At 57.9% G+C, this 22,434-nt stretch carries 24 protein-coding genes; 16 read left to right on the forward strand and 8 right to left on the reverse strand.

From position 1 onward, the window contains the following. Window positions 1–1,329, reverse strand: coding sequence for a TRAP transporter large permease (locus tag AYJ57_RS21220; protein ID WP_442974849.1), 1,329 nt, complete (start codon window positions 1,327–1,329; stop codon window positions 1–3). Between the two features lies 1 nt (window position 1,330). Then, window positions 1,331–1,831, reverse strand: a complete 501-nt coding sequence (locus tag AYJ57_RS21225) for a TRAP transporter small permease (RefSeq protein ID WP_066110761.1) — start codon at window positions 1,829–1,831, stop codon at window positions 1,331–1,333. 397 nt (window positions 1,832–2,228) lie between these two features. Between AYJ57_RS21225 and AYJ57_RS21230 the strand changes: the two genes are divergently transcribed. Continuing rightward, complete coding sequence (locus tag AYJ57_RS21230; protein ID WP_066110763.1) at window positions 2,229–3,203, forward strand: TRAP transporter substrate-binding protein; 975 nt, start codon at window positions 2,229–2,231, stop codon at window positions 3,201–3,203. Window positions 3,204–3,248: 45 nt separating this feature from the next. Beyond that, window positions 3,249–4,346, forward strand: coding sequence for a beta-galactosidase BglB (gene bglB, locus AYJ57_RS21235; protein ID WP_157374339.1), 1,098 nt, complete (start codon window positions 3,249–3,251; stop codon window positions 4,344–4,346). Window positions 4,347–4,448: 102 nt separating this feature from the next. On the opposite strand, the gene AYJ57_RS21240 is transcribed toward bglB, so the two are convergent. Further along, window positions 4,449–5,717 (reverse strand): hypothetical protein, encoded by a 1,269-nt coding sequence (locus AYJ57_RS21240; protein WP_066110764.1) that lies wholly within the window; start codon window positions 5,715–5,717, stop codon window positions 4,449–4,451. A 72-nt stretch (window positions 5,718–5,789) separates the two neighbouring features. On the opposite strand from AYJ57_RS21240, the gene AYJ57_RS26255 reads away from it, so the two are divergent. From AYJ57_RS26255 to AYJ57_RS21260, 5 genes are all read left to right on the forward strand, one after another. Further along, window positions 5,790–5,963: a hypothetical protein gene (locus AYJ57_RS26255; RefSeq protein ID WP_193789559.1), complete on the forward strand. Its 174-nt coding sequence runs from the start codon at window positions 5,790–5,792 to the stop codon at window positions 5,961–5,963. Window positions 5,964–6,424: 461 nt separating this feature from the next. Next, a complete protein-coding gene (locus AYJ57_RS21245; protein WP_066110766.1) occupies window positions 6,425–6,982 on the forward strand; it encodes a PRC-barrel domain-containing protein in 558 nt (185 codons plus the stop codon). Between the two features lie 436 nt (window positions 6,983–7,418). After that, window positions 7,419–8,441, forward strand: coding sequence for an AraC family transcriptional regulator (locus AYJ57_RS21250; protein WP_083191437.1), 1,023 nt, complete (start codon window positions 7,419–7,421; stop codon window positions 8,439–8,441). A gap of 96 nt (window positions 8,442–8,537) precedes the next feature. Then, on the forward strand, window positions 8,538–9,737 hold the full coding sequence (locus tag AYJ57_RS21255; protein ID WP_066110771.1) for a serine hydrolase domain-containing protein: 1,200 nt from the start codon (window positions 8,538–8,540) through the stop codon (window positions 9,735–9,737). Window positions 9,738–10,599: 862 nt separating this feature from the next. Beyond that, a complete protein-coding gene (locus AYJ57_RS21260; protein WP_157374340.1) occupies window positions 10,600–13,071 on the forward strand; it encodes a WD40 repeat domain-containing protein in 2,472 nt (823 codons plus the stop codon). A gap of 752 nt (window positions 13,072–13,823) precedes the next feature. Here AYJ57_RS21260 and AYJ57_RS21275 read toward each other — a convergent pair. Then, window positions 13,824–14,105, reverse strand: a complete 282-nt coding sequence (locus AYJ57_RS21275; protein ID WP_066110779.1) for a hypothetical protein — start codon at window positions 14,103–14,105, stop codon at window positions 13,824–13,826. 124 nt (window positions 14,106–14,229) lie between these two features. Then, window positions 14,230–14,538 carry a hypothetical protein gene (locus tag AYJ57_RS21280; protein WP_066110781.1) on the reverse strand — a complete coding sequence of 103 codons (309 nt, stop codon included), beginning with the start codon at window positions 14,536–14,538 and terminating at the stop codon, window positions 14,230–14,232. 208 nt (window positions 14,539–14,746) lie between these two features. Between AYJ57_RS21280 and AYJ57_RS21285 the strand changes: the two genes are divergently transcribed. Next, window positions 14,747–15,622, forward strand: coding sequence for an NYN domain-containing protein (locus AYJ57_RS21285; RefSeq protein WP_066110783.1), 876 nt, complete (start codon window positions 14,747–14,749; stop codon window positions 15,620–15,622). A 60-nt stretch (window positions 15,623–15,682) separates the two neighbouring features. Here the strand turns inward: AYJ57_RS21285 and AYJ57_RS21290 are convergent, their stop codons facing one another. The 3 genes from AYJ57_RS21290 to AYJ57_RS21295 all read right to left on the reverse strand — a co-directional run bounded on the left by AYJ57_RS21290 (window position 15,683) and on the right by AYJ57_RS21295 (window position 16,706). Continuing rightward, entirely contained in the window at window positions 15,683–15,988 is a 306-nt protein-coding gene (locus AYJ57_RS21290; protein ID WP_066110784.1) for a hypothetical protein, read from the reverse strand. A gap of 157 nt (window positions 15,989–16,145) precedes the next feature. Next, window positions 16,146–16,304, reverse strand: a complete 159-nt coding sequence (locus AYJ57_RS26020) for a hypothetical protein (RefSeq protein ID WP_157374341.1) — start codon at window positions 16,302–16,304, stop codon at window positions 16,146–16,148. Window positions 16,305–16,400: 96 nt separating this feature from the next. Continuing rightward, window positions 16,401–16,706, reverse strand: a complete 306-nt coding sequence (locus tag AYJ57_RS21295; protein WP_066110786.1) for a hypothetical protein — start codon at window positions 16,704–16,706, stop codon at window positions 16,401–16,403. 393 nt (window positions 16,707–17,099) lie between these two features. Between AYJ57_RS21295 and AYJ57_RS21305 the strand changes: the two genes are divergently transcribed. The 8 genes from AYJ57_RS21305 to AYJ57_RS21340 all read left to right on the forward strand — a co-directional run bounded on the left by AYJ57_RS21305 (window position 17,100) and on the right by AYJ57_RS21340 (window position 22,414). Next, window positions 17,100–17,783: an NYN domain-containing protein gene (locus AYJ57_RS21305; RefSeq protein WP_157374342.1), complete on the forward strand. Its 684-nt coding sequence runs from the start codon at window positions 17,100–17,102 to the stop codon at window positions 17,781–17,783. A gap of 649 nt (window positions 17,784–18,432) precedes the next feature. Beyond that, on the forward strand, window positions 18,433–18,633 hold the full coding sequence (locus AYJ57_RS21310; protein WP_066110796.1) for a hypothetical protein: 201 nt from the start codon (window positions 18,433–18,435) through the stop codon (window positions 18,631–18,633). Between the two features lie 5 nt (window positions 18,634–18,638). Further along, window positions 18,639–18,986 (forward strand): hypothetical protein, encoded by a 348-nt coding sequence (locus tag AYJ57_RS21315; protein WP_157374343.1) that lies wholly within the window; start codon window positions 18,639–18,641, stop codon window positions 18,984–18,986. Then, entirely contained in the window at window positions 18,983–19,153 is a 171-nt protein-coding gene (locus AYJ57_RS26025) for a hypothetical protein (protein WP_157374344.1), read from the forward strand. Before AYJ57_RS21315 ends, AYJ57_RS26025 begins: the two co-directional genes overlap by 4 nt. 644 nt (window positions 19,154–19,797) lie before the next feature. Then, window positions 19,798–20,205 carry a hypothetical protein gene (locus AYJ57_RS21320; protein ID WP_157374345.1) on the forward strand — a complete coding sequence of 136 codons (408 nt, stop codon included), beginning with the start codon at window positions 19,798–19,800 and terminating at the stop codon, window positions 20,203–20,205. A 26-nt stretch (window positions 20,206–20,231) separates the two neighbouring features. Next, window positions 20,232–20,921, forward strand: a complete 690-nt coding sequence (locus AYJ57_RS21325; protein ID WP_066110805.1) for an ATP-binding cassette domain-containing protein — start codon at window positions 20,232–20,234, stop codon at window positions 20,919–20,921. A 60-nt stretch (window positions 20,922–20,981) separates the two neighbouring features. After that, window positions 20,982–22,111, forward strand: a protein-coding gene (locus AYJ57_RS21335; protein WP_157374189.1) for an IS3 family transposase whose coding sequence is annotated in 2 segments (ribosomal slippage) — window positions 20,982–21,246 and window positions 21,246–22,111 — 1,131 coding nt in all. Because the reading frame shifts where the segments join, the coding sequence is not laid out codon by codon here. 45 nt (window positions 22,112–22,156) lie between these two features. Next, complete coding sequence (locus AYJ57_RS21340) at window positions 22,157–22,414, forward strand: hypothetical protein (RefSeq protein ID WP_066110807.1); 258 nt, start codon at window positions 22,157–22,159, stop codon at window positions 22,412–22,414. Window positions 22,415–22,434 lie beyond the last annotated feature (20 nt).

Consider the following 22,434-nt stretch of genomic DNA (forward strand, 5'->3'; position numbering starts at 1 on the left):
TCATGGTTGCATGAGGCCAAGGAAGCGAGGGAGCGCCATGGTGAACCAGGGGACATAGGTCACCAGCGCCAACGCAAAGCTCGTGGCGAAAAAGAAAGGCAGGATTGGGCGGATTACCTGATCGATCCGAAGCCCGGCAACTGCGCAACCGACGAAAAGTACGCTTCCAACAGGCGGTGTCATCGACCCGACCCCGAGATTGAATATCATCATGATCCCGAGATGAACTGGGTGGACCCCGATCTCCTGGGCAATCGGAAGAAAGATCGGCGTGAAGATTAGGACGGCGGGCGTCAGGTCCATGAAGAAGCCGATAATGAGCAAGCTGATGTTCATAATCAGCAAGATGACGATCGGATTATCAAATGATAAGATGCCTTCGGCGATGATGTCCGGAATACCCGCAATCGTCATGACGTAAGACATGATCCCGGATGCTGCGATCAAAAACAGGATGGAGCAGCTGGTCACGGCAGACGATTTCAGAGCCTCAATGTACTCACGCCAGCTGGCCATGCGATAGAGCAGTGACAGAAGGAAGGAATAGAGCACAGCGACCGCAGCGCCTTCGGTCGCGGTAAACGCGCCTATGGCTATGCCGCCGATGACAACGACGACCATCAAAAGCGAGGGCAGCGCTGCCCAGAATGTGCGCAGCACTTCGCCAAAGCCAGTCCTGGCCTCACTACGATAACCGCGGCGCCAGGCTATGACGGTGATTACGGTCATCACCGACAGGCCCATCAAGAGGCCGGGCCCGTAGCCCCCCATGAAGAGGGCTGAGATCGAAGTCCCACCGGAAACCAACGAGAACAAGATTAGCGGCCCAGAGGGCGGAATAAGGATGCCTGTGGGGGCGGACGCAATATTAACCGCCGCCGAGAACCGGGGGTCGTAGCCTTCCTTGGCTTGAAGCGGCCCCATCACGCCACCGACCGCGGCCGCCGCTGCGATGGACGATCCCGAAATCGAGCCGAATAACATGTTGGCTATGACGTTGGTGTGAGCGAGCGCACCCGGCATCCGACCACCCAGAAGCTTAGCGAGATTGATAAGCCGGATAGCGATGCCGCCCTTGTTCATAATGTTCCCAGCCAAAACGAAGAACGGGATCGCCAACAGTGTGAAACTGTCGATCCCGGAGAACATCTTTTGTGCGCCGACAAAGAAGATCACGTCCGTCGGCAGGTACACCATTCCGACGAGCAGAGACGATACACCGATCGCGATCGATATTGGAGTTCCAAGCGTCAGAAGCCCAAAGAACACAGCGAAGAGCACGACAGCCGCCCCCGCAGGGTCGAACATGTAGTCTATAAGAAAGTCCATTTCAGAGGGTCTCCTCGGGCAGGTCTACTGGGCTCGCCCGCCCGGTTGCGATCAGAAAGGTGTTGATCGCCTGCAACGTAATGATCAGACCAGCGGAGACCGGTACTGCGAGATAGATCAGTCCCATCGACAGCTGCATGATCGGCGAAAGCTGAGACATCGCCGATTGACTTGCCTGCCAGCCCCCCATCAGCATGACGAACCCGGCAAATGCGATTGTGACCAGGCCATTGAAGACCCCGAGTGCTTTCTGGATCAGCGGCGGGCTGACGTGCACCAAGAGCTCAAGCGATAAGTGCCGCCGTGTTCCAAAGCAATAAGCTGTCCCGAGCAGCGCCATCCAGATCATCGTGAAACGCAAGGTTTCCTCGGTGAACAGTGCCGGGGTCGACAGCACATACCGCGTGAAGACCTGCCACAGCATCAAGCACACCATGATGACCAGCAGGGCGCAAATCAGAGCCAGAAGCACGCGCTCCAAGCCCTTTTTAATTATCAGCATGTTTGCCTCCTCTCCGGCACACCGTAGGGCACAGCACTCCTCGCGTGTCCTCCCGCGGTGCAGCCCCGGCGCGACCTTGGAATGTGAAATCTTGTTGTGCAACATGAAAAATATTTCCACATGTGCACTTCACCGGCTTGTGTTCGTCAAAGGTCAGGCATGGCTTTGTGATCAAGAAAGGCGTGCATCGTACGTCTGTCTGAAATCTGCAAGCTGCGTGTCGAGTTTACCGGAAGCGCGTCATGGAAACCGTCAGAACAACTTTGGGTATGCAAATTATTTACATGTAGCAATTTCTTTGCATGGTCTGCATGTTGCAGACGTCTCCGGCAAAGCGCCGAACGACACCTCAGTGCCGCCCGATGGAGGGGGTGGCGCTTTCTCCAGGGAGGACGACATGAAACTCAAGACCCTTGCTCTTTCCGCTACCGCTGCATTGGCTTTGATAGCCGGAAGCGCGGATGCGAAAACACGCCTGCGCCTCGCGAACTCGCTTTCCGAGGACCATCCCACGAGCACCGCACTTCAGCAATTTGCTGACGAGGTTGAAGAGAAAACTGACGGCGAAGTCACGATCCGTGTTTTCCTCAATGGAGTTCTCGGATCTGAACGAGAAGTGCTGGAGCAGCTGCAGAACGGAGCCGTCGACATGACGCGCGTCAGTGCCGGCAACCTCGAGAACTTCGATCCAGTCTTTAAGGCTTTCACCCTGCCTTACATTTTTACGAGCGAGGATCAGTTCTACCGCGTTATGACCGGTCCCGTGGCTGACCAGGTCTACGCCGCGACCGAAGGGAGCGGCTTCACAGGCCTGACCTTCTTCGACAGCGGCGCCCGCTCGTTCTACACCAGCGACAAGCCTATCGAGACGCCGGCCGATCTAGAGGGCGAGAAGATTCGAGTCATGAACTCCAACAGTTCAATTCGAATGGTCGAGATGATGGGGGGCACACCGACCCCTATGCCCTATGCTGAAATCTACACCTCGCTTCAGCAGGGCGTCATCGACGGTGCCGAAAACAACGTCACGGCGCTGACCATCGGCCGCCACGGCGAGGTGGCTAAGTACTACAGCCAAGATGAACATCTGCGGGTTCCAGATTTCCTTGTCATCTCCAACGCGGCGATGAACAAGCTAACCGAAGAACAGCAGGACATCGTAAAGCAAGCTGCGGTGAATGCCACCGAGGCATTCCGTGGTATTTGGGACAAGGCCATCTCCGATGCGCGCGCCGAAGCCGAGAATATGGGCGTCACTTTCGTAGAACCGGACCAGGCGCCCTTCCGTGAGAAAGTCATGCCGCTGCTCGACGAGTATCGTGACGATCCTGATTTCGGCGACGTGCTCAGCCAAATCCTCGCAACTGAATAAGAAGCAAGCCCGCGTAGACCGATCCCCGAAGAATAGAGTAGCGACATGATGACCGATACTGTGAACCTGCAAGAAGACATCCGGGAGAAGATCGCCCTGATCGTCTCCGGGCTGCGCAACCTTAGGGATGAGGGCCGTTTCAACGAACCAAATCTCGATGGCACAGCAGGTGACTACGTCAGCTTCGATAGCTGGGAATGGCCGCAAGGCGTCGGTCTGTATGGCATTGCGCAACTCTGGAAACAGACTGGGGATACCGATGCGCGGGCACTTCTGGAGGACTGGTACAGCACCCAGTTTTCCAGAGGCTTGCCGAAAATGAACGTAAATACGACAGCGCCCATGCTGGCGCTGTCGATCCTCTGGTCGGAAACCCGCGATCCCAAATGGGAGCCTGCAATGCACGATTGGGCGCAAAGGCTACTCACAGAGGCCCCGCGCACCGCGAGCGGAGGCTTTCAGCACGACGTGTCGGACAAGATCAACGAAGGCGAGCTTTGGGACGACACGCTGTTCATGCTGGCGCTGTTCCTTGCCAGCTACGGTCAGGCTAGCGGCCGTAGCGACCTTGTGGAGGAGGCGAGCTTTCAGTTCATGGTTCATACCCATTATCTCGCCGAGCGAGAGACCGGGTTATGGTTCCACGGTTGGACGTTCGATGGGAACCATAACTTTGCGCGGGCCCGTTGGGCCCGTGGCAACAGCTGGATTTCAGCTGGCGTTCTCGACCTCTTCGATTTGGCTGAGCTCGACCCGGCTACCAAGCGCTTTCTGTCTTGGATTGTCACGTCACAGCTCGAAGCCTTGCTAAGCTACCAATGTGACAGTGGCGCTTGGCGCACGCTTGTTGATGACGAAACTTCGTACGAAGAAATCTCCGCGACCGCGGCGATCGGCTATGCGCTCCTCAAAGCTCACCGCTTAGGTCTCGGAGACGCGCGCTGGCGCGACGCTGGCTTCAAAGCGCTAAGGGCCGTTCTCAGCCACATTGATAAGAATGGCGTTGTGCAACAAGTTTCTTATGGCACGCGTATGGGTCATGATCTTCAGTTCTATCGGGACATCCCCATACAACCGACTGGATACGGTCAATCAATGGCTCTGCTTTGCTTGGTCGAGGCACTCAACCACGTGCCGAAGTAAACCTGCCAACAAATTCTGGTTCCAGAAGCGTTATGGCCCCATCATTCTGCCGTGGCGCTTCTTTTCTTTCGCGACATTACCCACATCAAAATCCTAAAAAATTCAGAAAATGAAGGCGTCGGGGCCATAAGGGGCGAATATCTCACCGTCAGCTTCGAGGATTGTGAAATCTTCAGCTGACTTTGGAACTCCGTGCGAGACCGCTGCCCGCCACTCGAGGCCGCCCTCAACCTCCTCAGTCACCGCGACCATCAGTTGGTTTCCCATGGCACCTAGCACGAGCACCAAGCTGTCTGCGTCCCCTTCCACTAGATCGAGGGCCGACACGTGATCCTTCCTCGGATCGTAGACGAAGAGGTCGTAGCCGTATTCCTCGGTACGGGCTGCAAAGTAGAGCTTCCCGCGGAACTCCGTGAAGGTGGGATCGATGCCGAGAAGGGAACCTTCTGCCCCCGGCTCAATGTCCCACACCAGACGCGTGCTCTCATCACGCAGATCGTAGGCCCATAGCTCAAGGCCATGCTCTCCGTCATGTGCGGCAAAGTAGATCTCACCTCGCATCTCTACGAAACCATATCGACCTGCGTTGGCACTCTCCGGTCCGGGACGGATGCTGTCTATCAACTCGAGGCTATCGTCGCCTGGCGAATAGACCCAGAGTTCAGCGCCAGTCGCGTCATTGAATGCATTGAAGAAGAGTTTCTCGTCGAAGACCGCCATTTCAGCGTAGCCACTGATGAACGACGGCCCATCAGGATTGATGTCCGCAACCTGCTGGGTCAGTCCGGTCTCTGTGTCATGACGGTAGAGTTCAATGTCGACTATGTAGCTCACTCCTGACGGCGCGAAGGTGGTCGCGAAGAAATAGAGCGAGCCATCTAGCTCCGTGAACTCCATGTCGAGCCCATTGAGCGATGAGCCATATGGGTTGATGTCGCTGACCGGTGAAGCGGCGTCCTTGCCCGGGTCGTACATCCAGAGCTCGTGGCCCAGCTCGGGCGTGTAGGCGATGAAGTAGAGCTTACCGGAGACGGAGATAAAATTGCTGGCGTAGGAGCTGCCCTCGGGATTGATGTCCGCTGTTAGAGAAGCGGTTCCGGATGCAAGGTCGTACGACCAGAGTTCACGGCCATGAGTACCATCATCAGCCATGAAGTAGACAGACCCGCCAAGCTTCTCGAACCCAGTTTGGCCGGCGTAAGAGCTTCCAGTGGGGTTGATATCCTCGATCCTCAGAAGCTCACGCTTCGGATCATAGAGATACAGTTCATTGTCCTCCTCGGTATCATATGCCCTGAAGAACAAGAGCCCATCAGTCTCGAAAAAGCTCGACGGCGATGATCCGATGCTGCCATCCGCAATCTCTGCCAATAGGCTGAGGTCTTTGCTATCATACAGCCACGGCTCATAGTTGAATGGAACCGTGGCGCCGACGAGAACCGCATGCTTGTCCGGTGCCCGGTCGCGCCCTTCCCCACCACATGGCCAACCACCTCCTTTGTGATGATCACCACCATGACCAACGGCGTCTTTGCGATCGAAATGGTGATGGCCCGTTTTCAGAGTCTGATGGTGACCGGATGCCTTGTGCCTACCCATGGCGCGTCCTCCCTTTAGCACCCAGACAGAAGTCAGTTCGTTCGTAGCTCACGAGAGCACATCCAGAGACGTAGCCCTATGCGCCAGATCAATGGCAACGCAGGGATGACACGCATTTCGGCGGCAAGGTGCTTGCAGGTACGACTTGGAGAGGGGGAGGAGCGGCGACCCTAGGGAGGAGGAGAAGGGCCGCCGCAGATTTCCGGGGTCTCAGGGAGGAGGAGAGAGACCCCAGGAAACTCGCTGACGCATTGCTGCGCCATGTGAAGATGAATACAGAATGCTGCATTGCAGCACAACGCCAAGCTTTGCAGACCCGTCCTGACGTGAGCGCATATCATGCACGCGTACGAGGTCTGTGTGCGCCATTTGGTTCCATGAAATCATAGTGACTCTGTGGCCTGATCCGACGTGGAACGTTGGCCGTAACTCGGTGTTGGGCAATCGGAAACTCAAACGAACCTCTTGGAGGACCTACGATGAAACGTCTGACCACCACCGCCGCCCTGATCGCGCTCACCGCCGGCACCGCCGCCTACGCGGACAACCACAACGCCGAAAAGGCAATGGAGAACGCAGAGCAGGCAGCGCAGAACACCGGCCAGGCCATCGAGACCGAGACCAAAGAAACCGTCGCGCAGGGCGAGCAGGCGATGGAGAAGGCAGCTGATGACCTCTTCGGCAATGAGAACGACGGCCTCATCCGCACTCGTGATATTACCGGCGGCGCCGTCTATGCCATGGACACAGAAGGCGAAGGCAGCGACTGGAACCCGGACATGTCCTATGACAGCGTCGAAGACGGCTGGGAGCAGGTCGGCGAGATCGAAGACATCGTGCTGAACGCCGATGGCTCCTTCAAGGGGATCGTGGCCGAAGTCGGCGGTTTCCTGGACATGAGCGACAAGCACGTGATGCTCGAGATCAGCGACGCAAAGTTCGTGCCGATCGATGATGGCTCCTATTCCGTTGTCACCAACATGACGCCGGATGAGCTCGACAGCCTGGAAGACGTGGACGAAAGCCCGATGAACTGATCGGCGTCCCGAAAATACGAAGGGCCGGGGTACTTCCCCGGCCCTTTCGCTTTTAGTGGCGCAGGTAAATGATGCTTGGCTCAGACCTCAGTGACCGCTGCGAGCCCAAAGTTCTCGGGATTGTGCTGGAGCTTCGCTGCGACTGCATTCTTCCGCTGTCAGCCCGAAGCTGCCGGTCGTCGTCGGCGCGTCATGGCAGCAAGCTCTGACACAAAGGGCGGGGAGCGGTCGTTCGCTGCGGCTTGAACCAATGTCGGCATTGTTGAGCCTCTCACGCCGAGGGGGGGGGCGACGCGCTCGGTCAGATCCTTCGCCAGATCGCGACCGTGCCGGCGCGTCGACACTAACACGTTCATTTCTTTACGACCAATGCCGGATGTCTACCTCGCCAAGATCGTGTTACATTGACGCTGGAACCACGAGGAGGAGCGGGGTTTTGCTGGAACACGCGCTTGTTCTGGATTCGCTGGGTGCGCCGATCCGGCACCAGCAGAAGACCCATTCGGCTGATTGGGACGAGGTGGAGGACTTTTGCCGGTCGGTCTACATGCGGTATCGCGTGCGGCCATTGGATCGCCTTTCCCGGCCCGATGCGACCATGATCTCGGCCAAGGCGGGTTGTGTGACTATGACCCGGTTTGCCTATGGTACGGGTATCCACCTTGACCGGTTCGACCCTGAGGCTGGAAACATCCTCGTCCTGAACACCCTCCGCGGGGCGTTGGATCACCAGATCGATGGCGGGTCTGTCGACACCGGCGCCGGGGAAAGTTTCGTCGTCGATTGTTCCCGCGCCGAATACTGGCTTGAGGGGGATCCCGACCATATGCAGCTGAACCTCACGATCCCGCATCAGGCGATGGCGGATACGGCCGAGCGGTGGTTCGGGTTTGTCCCCGATGACCGGCTATGGACCAGCCGCGTCAAGATCGGTGGCCCGAACTCGGCCTGGCCCGCGCTGCTCGACTATGCCACCCGTGCTCTGACGCACGCGGGCGAGGTTTCTGCGGACGCGGTGCTGGCGCGGCATATCGAAGAGATGCTCTGCGTCGAACTGCTGCGTCAATGGGCGTCGGCGGCGGGGATGAGCCTTGAAACGGGCGCACGCTGTGCAGCCCCTGCCTATGTTCGCGCGGCCGAGGAGATCATGGAAGCCGAAGCGCGCGAGGCACCATCCATCGGCGATGTGGCCAAGCGTGTCGGCGTGTCCGCGCGGACGCTCTCCGGTGGATTTCACAAGTTCAGGGGCATGTCGCCCAGGGCGTTTCTCGTGGCGCGGCGGCTCGAGGGCTTTCGCCGGGACCTCGAAACGAAGCCACAGGATGTGACCGTCACAACGATCGCGTCCGACTGGGGCTTTTCGAACTTCGGTGCCCTGGCCGGCCGCTATCGCGACAGGTTCGGAGAAACGCCGTCGCAGACGCGTAGCCGATCGGTGCGACGCGTCCGCCCGCACTGACTTTGCTTCCGAAACGAGACAGGCCTTGCCGGTCGCGGACAGCGCGCCCACCCGATGATCCGCATCCTTCCCTGCACGTCTTCAAGGGAGGAACCAATGAAGGACATCAACTCAAACGATCTGAAAGCCCGGTGTGACGCCGTTCTGAACGGGCTGGTCACCGGTCCGTCGCGCGTGCCGGGTGTCGTCGCAATGGCGACGGACCACAATGCCGACATCTATTCCGGCGCGGCCGGTGAGCGGCGGCTGGACGGGAACGCGATGACCGAAGATACCGTCTTCGCCATCTTCTCAACCACCAAGGCCATCGCGGGCACCACCGCCCTGCAATGTGTCGAGGAGGGTCTGCTGAACCTCGATGCGCCTGCCAAGGACTACGCCCCGGCCATAGGCAACCTTCAGGTGATCGACGGGTTCGACGCGGACGGCACCCCCCGCCTGCGCGCGCCGAAAAGCGATGTCACGACGCGCCAGTTGCTCCTGCACACGGCCGGTTTCGGCTATGATTTCTTCAACGAGGTCTACAAGCGCCTCGCCGAAGAGCAGGGTCAGCCCTCCGTCATTACCGGAAGCCGCGCCTGTATCGAAACGCCGCTGCTGTTCGATCCGGGCACCAAGTGGGAATATGGCACGAATATCGACTGGGTCGGACAGGTTGTCGAAGGCATCCTTGGCAAACGTCTGGGCGAGGTCATGCAGGAGAGGATATTCGACCAGCTCGGCATGCAGGATATCGCCTTTACCCGGACCCCCGGCATGAAAGAGCGGACCGCGACCATCCATGCGCGGGGCGCGGATGGCGGGCTGACCCCGATGGACGACTTCGCGCTGCCCGATGAGCCGGAGGTCCACATGGGCGGCCATGGGCTCTACGCAACCGTGCCGGAATACATGAAGTTCATCCGCATGTGGTTGAACGACGGTGCCGGTCCCAACGGACAGGTCCTGAAACCCGAAACCGTCGAATGGGCCGTCCAAGGTGCGCTGGTCCCGCCGCAGAAGGTCACCATGCTTCCGGGTGTCATCCCGTCGCTGTCGAATGATGCAGAGTTCTTTCCAAGCATGTCCAAGGACTGGTCCTATACTTTCATGGTCAACACTGAAGACGCGCCGACCGGTCGCCCCGCCGGTGCCATCGGTTGGGCCGGGCTCGCGAACAGTTACTACTGGATCGACCGCAAGAACGGGATCGGCGGCTACTGGGCGACCCAGATCCTGCCGTTCGCGGATGGTGTCTCGTTCCCCGGCTACATGGATTTCGAGAGCGCGGTCTACGCGGCCCTCTCGGGGCAATAACGGCATTTTCCTGCTAAGCTGAAGGACTGGGCGCTTGCGCGCCCCGTCCGACTTGCCGGTTTTCTCGCCTTAGATAAGTTAGGATTCAAAGAAGCCATTGGACGAGTTTGGACCGAACGTCCGCTCAGGGCCGACCACGTCACGAAGGAGCGATGCTGATCGGCCCTTCGCTATGGCGGCTACCTGCGCCAAGGCGACCTTTAAGGTCGACAACTCCCGAAGACCTTTTCGGGATCAGTTGTGGGACATGGCGTCGTGTCCACAAGGGGTTAACGATGAAGCTGCATCACGAAGCGCATGGCCCGACGCCCCTACCACTGGCCTGCCTCGTTTCAGCACGGGGTGTCATTTGACATTGGCGGAATGTCGCAAGCGCCGAATGATGCCCTTGCCGCAATCGTACCGCTCCGGCAGCATTCCAGCATTAGACGTCTGAGCCAAAATTCTTCGGCTCTCATTACCGATATTTTTTAGGATGGCTTTTCATATGCTCAAAGCATTTTCGGCACTCTGTCTGGTGGTCTGGACGTCGAGTGCTCACGCCTACTCAGGAGATACGTACGAAGTTTGTCGCCTAGACCCGAATGGCGACAACTTTTTGGCCCTTCGGTCAGGCCCGGGGTCATCACACCCAATCGTCTTAAAACTGGGGCCTGGCTCGGTTGTCGAAAACCGGGGGCAACAGCAGGGCAAGTGGCTCCTTGTGGTCGTCGAGCACGCCAATGGTAAGCAGTACCTTCGAGACCTGCCCAGAGGGTACGTCTACACCGATTATCTTTGCCCGATTTAACCCGAAAATTCTCTGAATTTATCTGCGAATAGGCCCCTCATGCACAACGCTCGACTGCCTCTGAAAAAGCTCGTGGCCATCACCGCGGTCTTCAACATCTCACTCGCGATAGGCGCAAACGCTGAGACGCCATCCCCCGAGGGCTCTCGTGCCCATGCAAAGCGATCCATCGAGCTTCTCCTGAATGAGGGAAACCAGGAAGCTGCCATAGCAGAGGCGCTCCTTGGCCTGCCAAGCTCGCCAACGCAGGCGGATATCGAAGCCTTCCCTGAAGCCTGGCTTGCGCTTGGACGCTCAATCGCTTCCCGCAGCATTGTCATGGACGACTTCAAGGGCCTATTCGCCTCGGGCTACATGAGCCCGGATGGCCGCCGGGTCTTGGTTACCCAACAAATAAGCGGCGATACGGATCCGGACGCACGGGTCACGGCACGCTTGGTAGATCAGGCCACCAGTGAGATCATAGCGACCTACGAGGCGTCCAAGCCCATCGGCTCACCATGGACCTCTATGGCCAGCGCTGCATTCTCACCTGACAGCACACTCGGAGTGGTATCGCTACAGGACGGGCAGGCCATTCTCTTGAATGCCGAGACCGGCGAAGAACTTGGCCGGGTACCGGGCGACGCGATCCGCATTCTCTTCTCTCCGAACGGCGAGTACGTCCTACTTCAGGCTATGCAGACGTCCTCGGTGTATGCCGTTAGCGATGGCTCGAAGGTCATAGAATTCCCCGACCCCTTCAAAACGGTGTCTGCATGGGCATCCGACGGGAGTGTGCTGGGCTCCAACATTTCTTCCGATGCCAAGAGCGCAGATATTGTAGCCCGCAATCTCGACGGATCAGAACGTATCATCTTGCAGGGCCGGGCTGTCCCATCCGCAGCCCTGATGGCGTCCCCTACCGAGCCCGTTTTTGCGGTCTCCGACAACATGCAGACCCTTCTGTTCGACCTGAACGGTGAGATGATCGCTGAACTGCCAGGTGATGTCGGCGTCATGCGCTTTGTTCGCAATGGGACTGCAGCTGCCTTTGCCGACGGTGACGACTCTCCTCGTATGTCAGACATGATGGTCAACGTGTTCGCCTTCGATGGATCGCAACTCGACGCGCAGGCGCAGGACTACGTCGACTTCAATCAAGCCATCTATTCACCGCAGGCGGAGCCAATCGGCTACATGGTGACCACGCGACATGCGGCCCCACTGGCCGGCAGCATCCCGACAGGGCTTGATCTCTATCAGACAGCTCTGTCGCTGGCGCCGAACCTAGAGACAAGCGACAGCGCACCCGAAGACACGATGTCTCCGGTGTTAGAAGCCTCGGAAAGCTATGCTCGAGAGGCGGAAAGACTGCTCCACACCGGTAACCGACAGGCAGCCATCATTGCCGCCCTGAAGGGGCTGCCCGCGGAACCGACCGAAGAGGACTTCGAGAGGTTTAATGCCGCCCACCTCCTCCTATATCGGAGCGTCGCTTCGCGCGTGCTCCGGTTGCCTCTCGAGGAACCCGCGTTCCCAGCCAAGAGTGCTAGCGGGGGCGTCGTGTCGCCAACAGGTGAAGTCATGGCGACGATGAGCGAGCATGGCGCACAACTCTATTCGATGCCCGAAGGTGAGCTTGTAGCCGATTTGCGCAAGCCGGATGGAACCACACTATTAGCAACGAGCTACCCGTACTTCACTTCCACCGGAGATCTGGTTGTCATTGCACCGATGGATGCGCCCACCCTTCATTTCTTTGACGGCCGAACCGGGGCCTATCGAGCGAGTGTCGATTTCCCGATACCTGATCCTGAACGCCTTCTACGCAGCCGCAACGCGCTGATCTGGCCAATCGGTTTCTCTCATAACGACCAAACGCTCGCGGTGAATACCGCGGTAGGACACTTTCTTGTAGAACTGGCCGACTATTCCCTCAAACCGTTGCCATTGCCTGAGCGACGCCAGTTTGAGCTATCGTGCCTTCCGGACGGGACGTTTCTCCCATTCGAAGGGTTTCGGCAGCGGGAAGACGAGGTGAACGTTGGAACCGTTTACATCTACGATGGCCAGGACCTAACCCCCATTTTTTCGATCCCGCGAGATCCGGAGTGGATACAGAGCGAGGGCGGAATGGTAGTCAATCGACAGGGGAACGCAGCCTTCACAAGGGATGGAGGCAGCGAAAGAGTGGTGATCTTCGATGGCAAAGGCACGCCGCGCCTGAAGTTCTCCGACAGCGATGGGTATCATGCATTCGTGCGTGACGGTACGGCGATCGCCTACCGCAATCCGACTGGCTCGCTGCACGAGAGCCTGAAGGTGCTATCCATAAGTACCGGCGAACAGGTTGCCGCTGAGTTTTCCGACTATCCGGTCCTTGATCAGACCCTGTTCGACTTGGACGGTAATAATCGCATGGATCAATCCCCGCACTTTGGTGTGCCCCGATACAGAGGAGAGGACATCCCAACTGGCATCGCATTGATAGAGATGGCTCTAGGCTCCGTGTCCGAGACAGAGCTCGCAGAAGTTCAAGACGAGCGCATCAATCTCAATTGAGACGAAGGGTAATCCGGTCACCTCAACCTCCCTCGAGGCGACCGGATTTTTGGAGATGACTACTCCTCCCAAAGAGCCACCTCATGACCGACCAACCTCCCAGAACGCCGGTCAAAATGTCACAGGCCACGACACAACAAGTTCATGTGAGTGTAAAGAGGGCAATTCCGCCGCAGCGCAGCGTTAGCGTCAAACAGCCCGAGGCCCGGCGCACGGCCGCCTAGGCGCTGCTGCACGGGGCACCGCAGCTGCGCGCTTGTTGCGAACTTCGGTCTGCAGGTCCAGGATGAACATGAACTGGTCCTCGGACTCTCGAATGAGATCCCAGTTCTCGACCAGCTTTGCCCACATGTCGCTGACCTCCGCCATTTCTGGCAGGCGAGCACGAAGCTCGGGAACGGCCTCCAGCAAGGCTTCGCAGCGACCGAAGTCACCACCATCGTGCGGTTATCTCCCCTGACCGGCAGGCCCATCATGTGGCGAGCGATGCAGGTTGCCGAAGCACCGGTCGAGCGGCCCAGCGCCCAGGTCGCAATTGATTTATAATCCATGTCTCGATTTCCTCTTGTGTTAGTGCGGGAGCTGCATGTCGAAGAGCCGTTCCCACCAGTTGTCCGGTCTGCGCAATCTCTGCAGCTTCGTTAGGGCTTCGTCTTCGGTGATATCACCACGCCGAAAGGATAGGCGGATATCTCGAGCCTCTTGGCTCACACGGTGAAGCCGCTCGTACTGCTTTTCCTTGCGCCTTCCCATCATAAGATGAAGAACAAGACTGAAAGCTTTTTGGTAGCGAGTTCCTGCTTTCTAAGTTCCTCATCAGGGCCCAACAATAGTAACTTCGAAACGTCCTTGCCCTCGTAGACCCGAAGAATACCACCCAGGCGACGGCTCAGGATCACTAGCTCATCTCGAACTGCCATCGAGTCCCACTCGCCCTCTGTCCACCAAACCGCCACAAAATGGCTATACACGAGCCTGAGTTCGCCCGCGAGAGCGTCTGCCAGGCTCCCCTCGTTGAATTGCTGAATAAGCATAGATGAGGCAATGTTCTCCATAAATAAAGAATAGGCTGGCGAGATTTAAAGATCAACTCGTTCCGGCGCCGAGAACCTGTAGCCGGCGGCAGCAAAATGTGCCACTGAGCCACTCTCACGAGTGTCACATATTGAAGAAAACAATGGTAAGGGTCATGTTCTCCCATTCCTTGAGCGGCAGGACTGCTGCTCCATTGGTTCCGTTCTCGAACGATCGCAGAATGGTCTTCCCATCGACGTCAGAAGTCGGACCGCGCATCTCATTTGCAAAAGCGAGCGCCTCTTCCCTATCGGATTCCGTCGCCTCGTCGCCTTCTGCCCACCACACCTCAACGCAGTGGCTGTAGTTGGGCGCCAGATCAGGTGCGTGGCATGCTGCGAGCGTGTCGGGCTCGACCTTCTGAACCTTGGTAATGAGACCAGTCATGATCATAATGTCGCCCTTCTGATTTATTTTTAAAGGATAGTCTTTAATGAATAAAACATCAAGTCATGAACGCTTTTGGAGTGCTCCGCGTCGAGCTCGATATCACTCGCACGTGCCTGCGAAGCCACGCCGCTCAAGGCACCGGTTTGAGACCTCTTGCCGAAGCTAAAGGCGTCCTTATAGTCGCTCCCCGGATTTTACGGAGTACTGAATTTTGAATGACCTCATTGGCCGCATCAGGGTTCGCTTGAACAGGCTGCTCACGCTGATCATTAGCCCGCTCAAAACAGGGGGCTTACGTACAGCCGGCACTACTGAAGGTGGCGCAGGAGATGCCGCCGAGAACGAAGTGGAGCAAGCGCGTAGGCAACTAGAGCGCATCCGCCTGGTGAGCTCCATCTTCGAGACCACCGATGCCGATCGTATAGATGGATACCACGTTCAGCCGCTCGGTTGGGTTGCAAGCGAACGCGTGGAGCGCAGCTCAGCAGAGTATGCTTTGCGGGACGAAGCCGCACGTACGCATCCCGAGGCCAATGTCCTGATCAAGCTGTCGTCGACTTCCGTCTCTGAGCGTTACGTGGCCGGAGTCGGCGCGAAGGGGAATGCCTATTACCAGAGCCGCAGAAAGACGACCTGGGAAGCCCTCGCTGCCCACGCGACCCCGTTAGCCGAGGTCGACCGCCCGGCGCGTCGTTGGCGGTCTGATCTGGCTATCGTTGATGGCTCGAATGTCATGCATTGGGATGAGCAGACACCGAAGATCGAGACCCTGCAGGCGGTAATTGATCTGCTGCTTGCCAATCGTCAGACACCGCATGTCGTCTTTGACCGCAATGCGGGTTTCAAACTCACCGGCAAGCCCGCAACCATACAGAAGATCAAGAGCTTGATGGCGCGCGATGTGAACATGGAATACTGCCCTCCCTCCGAGCCGGCCGACATCAGCATCATCTCTTTAGCGATCGATCTTGGCGCGCCCATCGTGTCCAACGACCAGTTTAAAGACAGCATCCGGGCTCGACACGTCCCCAAAATCAAAGGCTTCTCAGTGAACGGCACTACCGAGCTTCTCGACCCGCGGCCTTAAGGACCACACACGACAAAGGGCAGGGAGCGCCCTGCCCTTACGGCGAGATAACCTTCGCTTTCAGAGGTCGAAGACCATCAGGGTCAGCTTCTTTGAGAACTGAGCCCCGACGGGCGCCAAATTCTTGAACTTCTCGTCCCGCTCGGATGCCTCCAATACCTCTTTGCTCGTGAACGCTTTCAGAGTTCCCCCAACCTTCGCGTGCAGGGCCTGCAGAGATTGGAGTTCGATTTTCTCGGCGTCAAAGCTCTCAGAATGCCATGCCCCCGCATAGTGCTTCGGGCCTTCACCCACTTCATCCGCCATCAGCATAGTCGCGTAGGTCGCGCCGTTGCGGTTAATCTTGGTCGAGCTGAAAAACGCCATCTATTGGTCCTTCCTGAGTTGTCCTGAGTTCTAGTCACTTGGGCGAGTTCGGACAAGCTCGATCAGAGTTCGTCTTCCTCGTCATCGCGCCATTCGATGTTGCTCTCGGGGTGCTTTTCCCCGTCCTCGTCATAGAAGAGCTTCTCGCCCTTCCGGCTCAGTGCTTGGCATCATCGTCGTAGAGCTCACGGTCGCTGCCCGCGGCGTAATCCCAACCGATCTTCCCCTGATCCCCCTGGGAGATAGGGTAGCAGGCCTCGATGACCTCAGCGGTGCCTTTGATGACGGTGTTGGTCCCTTTTACGTAGTGCGGCATTGAATTCTCCTGGAAGTGGCCGACGCGCGGTCCGTGTTTAGGCAACCCTGCCGGGCTCGATCCGAAAGGGTTTGTTTTCAGAGTCTGCGGGTGTCGTCAGAGATCGAAGACGAGGACGCTCAACTTTTTCACGAACTGGGCGCCGACGGGCATGAGGTTCTTGAAGCGTTCGTCCGTCTTGACGACTTCAGCGATTTCTTTGCCGTGAAACTCTTTGAGAGTGCCGCCCACTTTGTCATGCAGCTCCCACATCGCGCGCCGCTCCGGGCATTCTTCCGCCGGCTGGTTGTCAGGATACCAAGCACACGCGTAGTACCCACTCTTTGCGCTCGGAACCGGCAGCAGCATTTTTGCATAGTTGACCCCGTTCCAGCCGCGGTCAATTTGTTGGAAAGCCGGCATGTCTGTTCCTCAATTTGGATGTCAACATTTATGGCATCTCACAAGCCCACACGCAAGAATAGATTGCGGTCCAGCGCCACAAAACGTGTCACCGATGTGAAGAAATGCGGAATCTGTTCTTTTCATTGCCAAGGGCTCGCGCCCGACATATCGTGGGGAAACTCTGAATCTCAAACAGGTGTTCGAATGATCGGTATCAAGGGGTCTCTGCCGGGAACATTGAGCCAGCTACTGCGAAAGCTCTTCACACTGGTGCCCCAGGCAACCAAGCAACGCGCGCCTGACCATACGCAGACGGTTCCAGCTCCTGCCTAGAGGACACCGGAAGAAATCGAGGTCGACGGTCTTCGACAGCGAGTTCATCGTGCACGCCGATACTCTCGGATCTTCGAGGTGACGTCCGCCGACTACCTCGATGGCTACAAAGTCGAACGACTGGGCGCGCTGACAGTTCAGGCGAAGTCCCGAACCAAAGCAGACCGTGCTTTGAAAGACGCCGCTTTGAATAAGCATCCAGATGTGAACGCCCTCCTAGACCTAGTGTGCGAAACACAGATTAAGGAGCTCACATCTGGCACCGATGTGGGTGGGTCTGCGAAAACGAAACGGAAAACCATCAAAATCTGGACGGCTACCGCTTGCCAAGCAATCGCGCTGGAGCGTGTTGGAGAGCCGCCGCGCTTGTGGCGGCAAGATATCGCTATTGTAGACGGTTCCAACGTGATGCACTGGGATAGCGGACAACCGAATTTGAAGCCCCTCCGCGACGTGATTGACCTGCTACAGAAGAAAGGCCGAGAGCCGTACGTAGTGTTCGATCGAGGGGCCGGCTACAAGCTTCAGGGAAAGCACCTCACCTCTACGGCGTTGGGAGAAGAGCTTGGCCGCCAAGTGCAGATCGAACTCGCGCCAAAATATGAGCCTGCAGACCACAGGATCCTCGACCTGGCGGAGCAGCTTCTTGCTCCGATCGTCTCCAACGATCACTTCCGGGATAGACCCGAGGCCCGAGACATTCCAAAGATTAAGGGCTTCAGCAAGCATGGTGTCACCGAAATCCTGAAGCCTTTACCGTAGGGAATTCAGACAACGGATTGTACCCCCGAGTGGACGCCTCTATTGGTCACGCAAACCTAGAGCCGGCAGCAGATCGGAATGGAGTACGTGTGCCTAGTATCACCGTGAACTACGATGTGAACGACGTTAAAGACCTAATAGCAGCCGACCTCCGCGCCCGGTTTGGGCTGCGCCCGCGGCGGAGTGACATCAACCCGGACACGGCCGCCGCACAAGGAGAGTGGGTCGCCTGCGTCCCATCAGGTCCCCTCGGAGCGCCCTGCTCCGATGCGGAGCCGCCAGTAAGCTTCTCATACACGGCTGACCGCATCCGAAAGCTCGTCATGCACGACATCGATCTGCATTATGGCACACCGCCGCAGAAAGATGCCGTGCAGATCGGTCCCGCAAGCCACGCGGCACACTGGACCGTCACAGTGGAAGACCACTCCACGCTCGGACGTGACCTTGCCAGGAAAGTTCTGCATAGAAATCGTGCTCGCCTCTTTCGAAGGCTGACGAAAACATTTCGGAACTCTAGCCGACGGGAGAGCATAAATCTCGGTGCGTGATCGGCCAGACCCGGCAACTCTGAACTCTCTATCCTTATTTTTTGACATCCCCTCGAAGCTGCCGCAGTCTATCCTGAGAACAACAGGAATAGATCGCAATGCCCGCTATCAGCGTCACCTATGACGAGGACGAAATCCGTGCGCTCATCGCCAAAGATGTGAGTGAACGCTTCGGAATCCGCCGCCCTGACGACGAAGACATCCAACCGGACCTGTCCCATAGTGACGGTCGCTGGGAAGTCGACATCGGCAGCGGCAATCTGGACGCCAGCAAAGCCCGCCACGTCGACGAGAGCTAATGTCGATGGCCAAGATTACCTTCAGCTATGACGAAGACGACGTGAGAGCTCTTATCGCAGCCGATGTTGAAAAGCGGTACGGGCACACAGCGAAGGCATATGATGTCGAAAGGGATGAAGGCGGGACTTCGACTTGGTCAATTTCTGTGGAAGACCAAAGCGCGAGTGGAAGAGCCATCTCAATCAAGCTACGTGAGAAGCCCAAACTCGGCGCGAAGCTGCTGGCAGCCCGCAAGCGCGTATTTGGGAGACGGCAGTCCCCTATGGCTTACAACGCTGACACGATCCCCCGCATTAGCCATTTCTACTTCTCTGACCTCATGGAATCTGAAGCATGGAAGGGCTCCCAATGATCTGCGAACACAACCGCCTGCTCTCCAAACCCTGCATCGACTGCGACCCCGTCGCGTTCTTCGAAGCCAAGCTCACAGAAGCCCTCGATGGTCCGGAGGACCAACTGCGGGAAAAAGTCACCCGTTGGCGCGACCGCGCCAAGGAAGCTGTAGCTGAGCGCGCATAGCCACCTCGAGGCTCAACTTGTCTCGACTGTTTGCATTTCGCTCACGAAAGTAGCGAAATATCGGCCCTAGGATTGCCTCGGGTTGCTCTCCATATGGCTCCGCTCGCAGATAGGTTGCAAAATGCGGTTCATTCCTCGCCTGATCGCCCACCCCAGCTAAGTGGCCGCTTGAGGGTGTGTTCTTGCCTGGGTCTAGTGCTCCTTGTTCAGCGGGAGTTGGGTGACAATTTTTGCTCCCGGCCGGAGCCCACCTCCCGCCGGTTTTTGATCACGTAGCCGGGGGTTCCTCCCCTTGCCCCCGGCTTTTCCCTCAAAGTGCCTTCAATCTATTCTTAAATTGGAGTAGGATACCTTTGACGCACCTGTTGAGTGCGCGAAGGTAAATATGAACAGACTTATCACCGATATTCTCAGAGGCGCAAAGACGCTGCCCGACTGTGGGTCTCACCCGGGCACTGGGGCCGTTGTCATCCTCACCATCCTTACTGGGCTCGCCGGCGGTCAGTCCGGTGGCTTGGTTGGGTTTGCCTTCGGAATGGCTTTGGCAGCCTTCGTCTACGTACCCATGTGGCTCTGCGGTTGCGTCAGCCGGGCGCGATACCAAGATCGGATCGATGCCAAGGCAGAAGCAAGGGAGAAAGCTCATGCTGCCCAATCCTGAAATGGCACCCGATCTTCCTGAATTTGACCCCGAGACCGGGGTGGCACTGAGCGAACTTCCCGAACGCAATTGGGTGTCGGATCACGCGGTCAAAAGGATCCGCAAACGGCTCGGTGTGCCCAAGAAGGCTGCCCAGCGCGAAGCGGAGCGGGCCCTTGATGGCGCGAAGATCTCAGATTTTGTGGGCCAGTTTCGGAGGCACCTAGACTGGCTACGGCATCGTCACGGTGTGGGAGCCACCTACCGAGTGACCAGCAACGCGATATTCGCATTTCAATATGGGGACTTGGCCACTGTTCTGCCGATCCCTGCCCAGTACAGGAACACGGTCAACGCCCAGCTCAAGCGGATGGAAAATTCAGAGTTTCTCCCCGCTTCGGCCTCAGCCTGAATCTCATTCGAAGGACACCACCACACATGCTGATCGAGAAGATCGAATTCACCGAGGACTTTCGCCTGTTCAAGAAAGGCGACACCTTCACCCTAACCGATCGGGTGACTGTCATCACCGGGGATAATGGCTCTGGCAAGAGCACCCTGGTGGGCTGCATCCGAGCCCATTTCGAAACCGCCTGGTCGCGCTCGCAGGTCATCAGCAACTTTGACAAGAGCCCGGTTGCTATCACACCCAAGGTGCCGCGCGGCACGAAGATGGCCTATATCGATCTGGCGAAGGATCACCTGCAGGTGCGGTCTGATTTTGACTTCGACAATCTTGACCTGCAGCTGTCGCTCACGAGCAAGTCCTCGGGTCAGGCCACCGCCCATCAGACTATTTCGATCGCTCGCTCTGCTACGGCGCCGATCCAGATCATCGACGAGCCTGAACGTGGTCTGTCGGTTGCAAAGCAGATTGTCGTGGGGCACGGCCTCAAGGAAATCATTGCCTCGAAGCCGGACGTGCAGTTCATTGTCATCACGCATAGCCGTGAAGTCATGAGTGCCTTGTGTGAGGAAGTCTTGGTGACCCCAAGCGGTACGCGCCTGCACTTTGACGATTACTATGGCCAGATGCAGATCAACGGCCTCGGGCAAGCGGGGAAATACATCGAGGCCATGCAGGCCGATCTCGCCGATGCAGCCAAGGAGATGAGCCAGCCCCTTTGAAGTGGTCCACCCACGAAGCCTGAAATCCGATAGGATTTCGGCGAACAGGAGGACTACGGAATGGCTGGAAAGCGTGAGAAGCCGGAAGACATTGTCACCAAGCTGCGTCAGGTCGAGGTGTTGCATGGCCAGGGCCTGTCGATGGCCGATGCGGTGCGGCAGATCGGGATATCGCAGCATACCTTTTACCGGTGGCGGAAGCAGTATGGTGGGATGAACCGGGCACAGTTGTCGCGGCTGAAGGAACTCGAGAAGGAGAACCTGAGGCTGCGGCGGGCGGTATCTGACCTGACGCTCGAGAAGCTGATCCTGACCGAGGCTGCCCAGGGAAACTTCTAAGCCCTTCGCGCCGCCGCGAATGCGTGGAGCATGTGTGCGAGACACTCGGCATCTCCGAACGCCGGGCCTGCCGGGTGCTCGGCCAACACCGCTCCACGCAGCGCAAGCCACCACAGGGCCGGGAAGACGAGGCGCGGCTGACCGCCGACGTCATCGATCTGGCCCGGGAGTATGGCCGCTACGGCTACCGCCGGGTCGCCGTGCTGCTGCGGCGTGCCGGCTGGCAGGTGAACCACAAGCGGGTGGCGCGCATTTGGCGGCGCGAAGGGCTCAAGGTCGTCCCACACAAGCAGAAGAAGCGCGGCAGGCTCTGGCTGGACGATGGCTCTTGCGTGCGGCTGAAGCCCGAGCACCCCAACCACGTCTGGTCCTACGACTTCGTGCAGGACCGGACCAGTGACGGCCGGACCTACCGGACGCTCAACATCCTCGATGAATATACGCGGGAGGCGTTAATGATCCGTGTCGACAGGCGACTGAACTCCACCGATGTCCTGGACGCCCTGACCGATCTCTTCATCCAGCGCGGCCCGCCGCGGTTCATCCGGTCCGACAACGGCCCGGAGTTCATCGCGCAGAAGGTGCGCGACTGGATCGAGCTGGTGGGGGCGAAGACCGCGTACATCGAGCCGGGGTCACCCTGGGAGAACGGTTATTGCGAGAGCTTCAACAGCAGGTTCAGGGACGAACTCCTCAATGGCGAGGTCTTCTACTCGTTGAGGGAGGCGCAAATCCTCATCGAACAATGGCGAAAGCACTACAACACCGCTCGGCCGCATAGCGCTCTTGGATATCGGACACCGGCACCGGAGACCTTCATCCCCATAGATCGAAGGCCGACCATGCATTAGCATTTAACCCGGACCACTCGATGGGGTCAGCTCAGAGAGCAACTCGTGAATCCTGAAAAGTACGCAAAGGATGTCGCGAAGGTACGCTCGGTGTGCGAGGCGCTGGGCCTCAAGTCTCAGGGGACAGTGATCTTCATCGGGTTGGATGACGAGCGCATCGGGATCCCGGCCTCGAGCGTCGACCCCGAAAATCCAGTGGCGAGCCTTCTGAAAATTGCCTTCGACCGCGGAAAGGCGATTGGAGACTCTGAAACCAAGGTCGAGGTCGAGACCCGCAAGCTGAGCGAAAGCGGCGATTTCTAATTAGGCTGATGCCCTGACAA

The sequence above is a fragment of the Salipiger sp. CCB-MM3 genome, from assembly GCF_001687105.1.
Classification (GTDB): Bacteria; Pseudomonadota; Alphaproteobacteria; order Rhodobacterales; family Rhodobacteraceae; genus Salipiger.

Excerpts from the sequence above, each read along its gene's own strand:
- AYJ57_RS21220 (WP_442974849.1), bottom strand. The coding sequence starts at position 1,329 with ATGGACTTTCTTATAGACTACATGTTCGACCCTGCGGGGGCGGCTGTC.
- AYJ57_RS21225 (WP_066110761.1), bottom strand. The coding sequence starts at position 1,831 with ATGCTGATAATTAAAAAGGGCTTGGAGCGCGTGCTTCTGGCTCTGATT.
- AYJ57_RS21230 (WP_066110763.1), top strand. The coding sequence starts at position 2,229 with ATGAAACTCAAGACCCTTGCTCTTTCCGCTACCGCTGCATTGGCTTTG.
- bglB (WP_157374339.1), top strand. The coding sequence starts at position 3,249 with ATGATGACCGATACTGTGAACCTGCAAGAAGACATCCGGGAGAAGATC.
- AYJ57_RS26255 (WP_193789559.1), top strand. The coding sequence starts at position 5,790 with ATGCTTGTCCGGTGCCCGGTCGCGCCCTTCCCCACCACATGGCCAACC.
- AYJ57_RS21245 (WP_066110766.1), top strand. The coding sequence starts at position 6,425 with ATGAAACGTCTGACCACCACCGCCGCCCTGATCGCGCTCACCGCCGGC.
- AYJ57_RS21255 (WP_066110771.1), top strand. The coding sequence starts at position 8,538 with ATGAAGGACATCAACTCAAACGATCTGAAAGCCCGGTGTGACGCCGTT.
- AYJ57_RS21275 (WP_066110779.1), bottom strand. The coding sequence starts at position 14,105 with ATGCTTATTCAGCAATTCAACGAGGGGAGCCTGGCAGACGCTCTCGCG.
- AYJ57_RS21280 (WP_066110781.1), bottom strand. The coding sequence starts at position 14,538 with ATGATCATGACTGGTCTCATTACCAAGGTTCAGAAGGTCGAGCCCGAC.
- AYJ57_RS21290 (WP_066110784.1), bottom strand. The coding sequence starts at position 15,988 with ATGGCGTTTTTCAGCTCGACCAAGATTAACCGCAACGGCGCGACCTAC.
- AYJ57_RS26020 (WP_157374341.1), bottom strand. The coding sequence starts at position 16,304 with ATGCCGCACTACGTAAAAGGGACCAACACCGTCATCAAAGGCACCGCT.
- AYJ57_RS21295 (WP_066110786.1), bottom strand. The coding sequence starts at position 16,706 with ATGCCGGCTTTCCAACAAATTGACCGCGGCTGGAACGGGGTCAACTAT.
- AYJ57_RS21310 (WP_066110796.1), top strand. The coding sequence starts at position 18,433 with ATGCCCGCTATCAGCGTCACCTATGACGAGGACGAAATCCGTGCGCTC.
- AYJ57_RS21315 (WP_157374343.1), top strand. The coding sequence starts at position 18,639 with ATGGCCAAGATTACCTTCAGCTATGACGAAGACGACGTGAGAGCTCTT.
- AYJ57_RS26025 (WP_157374344.1), top strand. The coding sequence starts at position 18,983 with ATGATCTGCGAACACAACCGCCTGCTCTCCAAACCCTGCATCGACTGC.
- AYJ57_RS21320 (WP_157374345.1), top strand. The coding sequence starts at position 19,798 with ATGCTGCCCAATCCTGAAATGGCACCCGATCTTCCTGAATTTGACCCC.
- AYJ57_RS21325 (WP_066110805.1), top strand. The coding sequence starts at position 20,232 with ATGCTGATCGAGAAGATCGAATTCACCGAGGACTTTCGCCTGTTCAAG.